Origin of the sequence: Paenibacillus sp. OT2-17 (assembly GCF_009827695.1) — a bacterium.
GTDB classification, from domain to species: Bacteria; Bacillota; Bacilli; order Paenibacillales; family Paenibacillaceae; genus Paenibacillus; species Paenibacillus polymyxa_B.
The window spans coordinates 1-5493 of sequence record NZ_WUDQ01000229.1; the positions used below are offsets into that span (position 1 = coordinate 1).

Here is a 5493-nt window from a genome sequence, read left to right on the forward strand (position 1 = left end):
GCTATGCGTGCGGTCCGCATGAGCTGATTGCCGGCATGCTGAAAATCCACCAGTACACAGCCATGTGTGCGCCCACCATTGCACAGATTGCCGCGCTGGAATCATTGCGCCATGGCTTGGCTGCCAAGGATGAGATGATGGCGAGCTACAATGAACGTCGCAAGCTATTTGTGGCCGGCTTGAATGCAATCGGGCTTGCTTGTCATGAGCCTGAGGGGGCTTTCTATGCCTTCCCTTCAATTACTTCTACTGGCATGTCATCTGAGCAGTTTGCACTTCGTATGCTGAAGGAAGCAAAGGTGGCGGTCGTACCAGGACATGTATTCGGATCAGGCGGAGAGGGCTTTATTCGCTGCTCATATGCAGCCTCGCTCGTCGATTTGGAGAAGGCGCTGGAACGGATGGGAAGGTTTATGCAGGTAATGCAGCCGGTATGATGAACAGGATTAATAACTCAACTTTTGCCGAACGTTTTCATAAAATATTTTACAAATACCTTTATGATTTTCGAAAACATAAAGGTATTTTTCTGATCAATGTAGTGGATATTTCCGGATGTATTTACCCAAAGCCAGAACGTTCAGCTTTGGTGTTAACTGGTGGGACCCTGCTTTTAAAAGCGCTATCGATGAATTAAATATATTCGAATGTGCGCTTACTCCTTCACAGGTGGCAGAACTGGCAGAGGTGAAATAAGTCCAGGCAGGTATTTGTTGCTAAGCCAAAAAGCGAGTCTGTCCAGGTGCGAATGTGAAGCTCACATGAATTCTCCGAGAGATTCGCACCTCAGATTTTGTCGAATTATATCGAATATGAACAAATTTTAAACGATCGCAAGAGGATGAGGTAATATTAGATGCGTTTTTGCCAAAATAACGCTAGAATGGTACTTAAATAGGGGGCATTTGACCCATTTTCGCTGTCGCACTCTATATGAGTGCGTGGATTGAAATTAGTTACAGTAGCCATGGACACTCCAGCAGTGATTCGTCGCACTCTATATGAGTGCGTGGATTGAAATCCTATCCAAATGAGTATTAAGGTAGACGTGCTCGAGTCGCACTCTATATGAGTGTGTGGATTGAAATTAATTCGTGGATTTACAGGTATCCCAAATCTATTAGGTCGCACTCTATATGAGTGCGTGGATTGAAATTTACGAATGCATATTAAAAGATAGAGGACGTAAGAGTCGCACTCTATATGAGTGCGTGGATTGAAATTGGTAGCTCTACACGCTCGGGGCCAGTATCGCAAAGTCGCACTCTATATGAGTGCGTGGATTGAAAATAGGAAAGTCGTTTCATTTCATTATTCCAGGTGGTATTTTCGTGATGGATATGCGAATTTGTTCGCTGCTAAAAGGTTTGGTTTAGAACAAGTCGTGGTTCAGTACAGTCAGCATTTTCATTTTACAAACGAAGATTTGCACGAGGAGGATTATATGAATAAAAATGATGATCGTCATGATATCACCCCAGAATAAAGAAGGCAGTCGAAAATATAGACGTACTCTTGATAAACTTTCTAATACATAAATAATCAGTCAAGTAAAAACACCGTTGGGAACGGAGAAAGCAATCACTATTTATCAAGTTTGTCCCTAATTGACAATGGAGTAGGTTGGGTTATTTTTATGAACGTAAGGAATTTGAAATTCACAAATCTAATATTTAATAGTAAAGCTGATCCTTTCTAGAATCAGCTTTACTGTTTACCCATTCCACTCTACAAGTAAAAGTACTTTTTTACTTGTGAGTCTTTAGCGTTCTGCCCTTAAAGAGAATATACGACAGTTCATGTTTGATAATTTTATTATTCTCTATTGTTTTCACATAATCTATGTCATCTTCGCGAGTTACAATTTCATCCTTATCTATACTGGGTCTTTTACGATTTCTATTTTCCCCGGCCGTGCTATTGTCAGAAAAAATAAAAGTGGTATTTAAATCTTCAATGCCCTCACTAATCTTTTTCCCTGTCATATTCTTAGCTGTAATGGCCAGATGAATTTTTTCTCCCATGGTCAATTTGTACGATAACAACTGGAATGCATTTTCATTATCCACTTGTTCTCTAAAATGATCCAAATCTTCTACATTCTCCATCATAGGTGTCTTCATTAATTCTTTCCCAGAGAGGGAATACAGTTTATTTTGCTTATCCCATTCCTGGTGTATATCTAAGTACTTAGTAAGTACCCCTAAAGGGACAAACATCGCATTTTTATAAAGCACAGGGACGGTATCCATCACGGACGTGCTCGAGTCGGTAACAATCTCAGTGGAGTTCATTTTAAACTCAACCTTGTGTGTTCCAAACTTAATTGCGGCCGTATTAGAAGTTGGGTTAAACGTAGTCTGTCCCCCCAACAAATCATTAATGGATCTCAAAGGCACCATATAGCGATTATTCTGATCAATATAAGGTGCTTTAGGAGCTGTGAACAAGACATAGTAATTGTTAATCTTCAAAAATGGAGAGCTTGGAGCTATACTCTGAGCTGACATTTTTCCTGTATAGGGTAGAGAAAAACAAAGAAACAATGCACCTATAAGCATAATTCTGAACAACATCTTTCCCATAAAAATATCCTCCTTAAAAGAGAGGGGCTAGCAGCCCCTCACGGAATTCAATCTAAAAATATATTATCTGTTTCTTCTCCTCCATGTACGTAATCCACTACAACTTTACTCCGTGGCATAGAACAATAATCATAGGTTTGACTGTTTCGCCAAGGGATATTATCTTCTGAATTTGTACCAATATAGGATGTAGCCCAACGAACTCTTCTAATGTAAGATCCGTCATTATAGTCTTGTCGATCTTGTATCTGCCCTATACTTGTCGTTCTTTTGATAAGGTTACTGTTGCCTGTAGCAATCCACCCTGGGGCCGGCTCGACATAGCTCCTACTTATCTTTTCACCGTCTGCATAACCTGTTACAGTCAAGGCAATGTTACCGTCAGAAGGAACATAAAATTTCATTTGTACTTCCTGATCGGGTTCAAAACGTGGCTAAAAAGTATAAGGGTTCTTCACACCTTCAATAAGCATAAAAGGAGCCCAGTCATTATATTTTGTACTATGCTGCAATCCAACATCAACCGCCCTATTGGTGTTACTCCAACCACCCATATAGATAATAATAGTGCTTCCATTATAACCACTATTATTATCACGAATCTCTCTAGCACTTGGTAAATGATAGCCCATGCAAACCCTATATGTGACCATATTGAACGATACGGCCCGTTTCTCAGGTCTCGACATTCAGGGAAGCTCGCGGAGTAAAAATCCATTGGTGTTAATGAGTGATTACCCATACATGCTGGTTTAGGCTGTAATACGGGTAAAGTATATAGTTGCCCTGTTGAATCTTTATACCTATTATTTTTATACGTAGTATCAGTTACAGAAGTGAGAGATGAATTCGAATTCATATACGTAACCTGACTCACGGGTTCGAGGGGAATAACTTCCTGCCTTAAACTTTCCTTGTTTACCGCACTTTCCCCGTTTCATCTATGTATGTAACGTTTTCTCTGTCTTCGGGGTCCAGCGAGTTGATGATATCGCTCAAAATAGCATTGTCTGATTTAGTCATCGACAGATTGATTAACTGTTAATTTTGGAGTGTTTCTGGCTGCTCCTACTGAACAAGTTAGAGATAACGAAAGCATGCCTACAACCACACACGTACACAAACTCTTGACCTTCAAAATCCATTCATCTCCCTTAAATTTTCGTTGTTGCAATTACATAAAAAATCACTATCATCCTTTTTTTAGGTATTTTCGATACAAATCTATTATGTACAAAATTATATATTAAATCAAAATTATATAATTTACCATTTATAAAATAAAATTATACAATTAACCAAAAAGAGAATCGATGTGGCGGTAACAGTCAATAAAGAGGGCAATAATGATTTGTTTTCTTCCTTAAGAATTATATTTTTACTACGCAACTCTATATACATTCTGTTTAATAGGGAAAATTTTTTGATGTTCTTGTGAACCAAATCAATTCCTTGATGATCTAATTTATAGAAGGACTTTATAAGGAAAGGGGGAACTATTGCATGGATTTAACAAAGAAAGCAGAGCTTGCAATACATGGGGACAAGGAAGCTTTTTCAAATGTACATAGACTGAAAGAGCCTGCTTATTTTAAAACATGGATCATTCGGATTTTGATCAATGAGTGTAGTCGGATTATTAGGAAAAAGAAGAGAGTATACCCCGTCCCTTATGATTTAAGAAAGACATCATATAAGGGTGACTATGAACAAATCGAGCTGATTGAGGTAATTGACGGACTGGATGAACAACTTCAAACTACTGTGACGCTTTTTTATATTGAGGATTTATCGGTCAAAGAGATATCCAAAGTGCTCAATGTATCCGAAGGGACAGTAAAATCACGCTTATTTAGGGCCAGACAGCAATTATCCGAGCTCGCCCTTGGGGAAGGAGAAGCCAAGTATGAACTATCATGATCCGGTTGACCCTATGCTTAAACAATTTCTAAAGTCCAGAGCACAAGACTTGGTCATTCCTAATACAGTAGAGAACGCAGTGGGGAACGCCCTTTCATCACTTTCTGATCAGAAAGTGAACAAGAGATTCCCCCTTAAAAGATGGAGATGGGCAGCTGCCGTCGTTGCTTTCTTTTTCATTCTGAGTGCAGTTTCAATCCTTACCGTTCCGACATTTGCCGAAATATTCAGGTCTTTATTTGCCAAGAACAACCCGGATATCGGACTTATGCGAGCACAGGAATTGGGATTGGTGCTTAATCCTCATATTAATGTGAAGGACAAAGGCTACACGCTAGTAATTAATGAAGCTGTTGCTGATCCTACCCGAGTGACAATTGCACTTCAGCTTTTTGATGAAAATGGGAAGCATGATCGCCACAAACTGTCCATTGGCGATGCGAATAAGATTACGATCAAAGATGATAAAGGAAACGTAGTGGGCAGCATGTACGATATGGGGTACACGAGTGATTTTTATTATATGGTTGATTTCTTTAGTGAACCGCTGAAAACAGACAAGATTACGATAGAAGGGAGTATTGGGACGCTTGGACAAAGGAACGAAACCTTAATAGAAGGAAATTGGGACTTTAGCTTTGATATTGATATGAAAGAGGCAAACAAGCAGAACAAAATAGAGGAGATGGCAGGTAGTTATTCAACGCCGCACGGAATGACGGTTACCTTAAAAAGGCTAACGAGAATGGTGCAAGGAGTACGCTTCGAGCTGGAGACCGAACTTGATGATGCGGCAATGGCAAGATCCCCCGGTGGTTTATGGGAAAAGCAGATGTTGAGCTTTCATTTTGAGACCACAGATGGAGAAGAGATTCATTCGGTGAATCCGAGAAAAATGGGTTACATGGACAGCCTAATGACATCTGATCATAGAGTTATTGGAAACGGGAAAATGCGTTGGAGTTATACTTTCAAGTACCTGCCTGAG

Annotated in this window: 6 protein-coding genes and 1 CRISPR repeat array; of the genes, 4 read left to right on the plus strand and 2 right to left on the minus strand. The window is 39.7% G+C overall.

The annotated features are described in order from the left end of the window. The coding region (locus GRP75_RS18150) for an aminotransferase class I/II-fold pyridoxal phosphate-dependent enzyme (RefSeq protein WP_160789977.1) at positions 1–437 on the plus strand (437 nt) is incomplete at its 5' end. A 118-nt stretch (positions 438–555) separates the two neighbouring features. Further along, positions 556–696 carry a LamG domain-containing protein gene (locus GRP75_RS18155; RefSeq protein ID WP_155613670.1) on the plus strand — a complete coding sequence of 47 codons (141 nt, stop codon included), beginning with the start codon at positions 556–558 and terminating at the stop codon, positions 694–696. Between the two features lie 225 nt (positions 697–921). Continuing rightward, a CRISPR array of direct repeats spans positions 922–1290; the repeat unit is 32 nt; unit sequence GTCGCACTCTATATGAGTGCGTGGATTGAAAT. Between the two features lie 458 nt (positions 1291–1748). On the opposite strand, the gene GRP75_RS18160 is transcribed toward GRP75_RS18155, so the two are convergent. Both GRP75_RS18160 and GRP75_RS29860 read right to left on the minus strand, forming a co-directional pair. Beyond that, positions 1749–2585 (minus strand): copper amine oxidase N-terminal domain-containing protein, encoded by an 837-nt coding sequence (locus tag GRP75_RS18160; protein ID WP_160789978.1) that lies wholly within the window; start codon positions 2583–2585, stop codon positions 1749–1751. A 47-nt stretch (positions 2586–2632) separates the two neighbouring features. Beyond that, entirely contained in the window at positions 2633–2989 is a 357-nt protein-coding gene (locus GRP75_RS29860) for a hypothetical protein (protein ID WP_237449094.1), read from the minus strand. A 1099-nt stretch (positions 2990–4088) separates the two neighbouring features. On the opposite strand from GRP75_RS29860, the gene GRP75_RS18170 reads away from it, so the two are divergent. Then, entirely contained in the window at positions 4089–4505 is a 417-nt protein-coding gene (locus GRP75_RS18170) for a sigma-70 family RNA polymerase sigma factor (RefSeq protein ID WP_075154086.1), read from the plus strand. Further along, positions 4492–5493, plus strand: a 1002-nt coding sequence (locus GRP75_RS18175) for a DUF4179 domain-containing protein (protein WP_160789979.1), incomplete at its 3' end; no start/stop codon positions are given. The genes GRP75_RS18170 and GRP75_RS18175, both read left to right, overlap by 14 nt.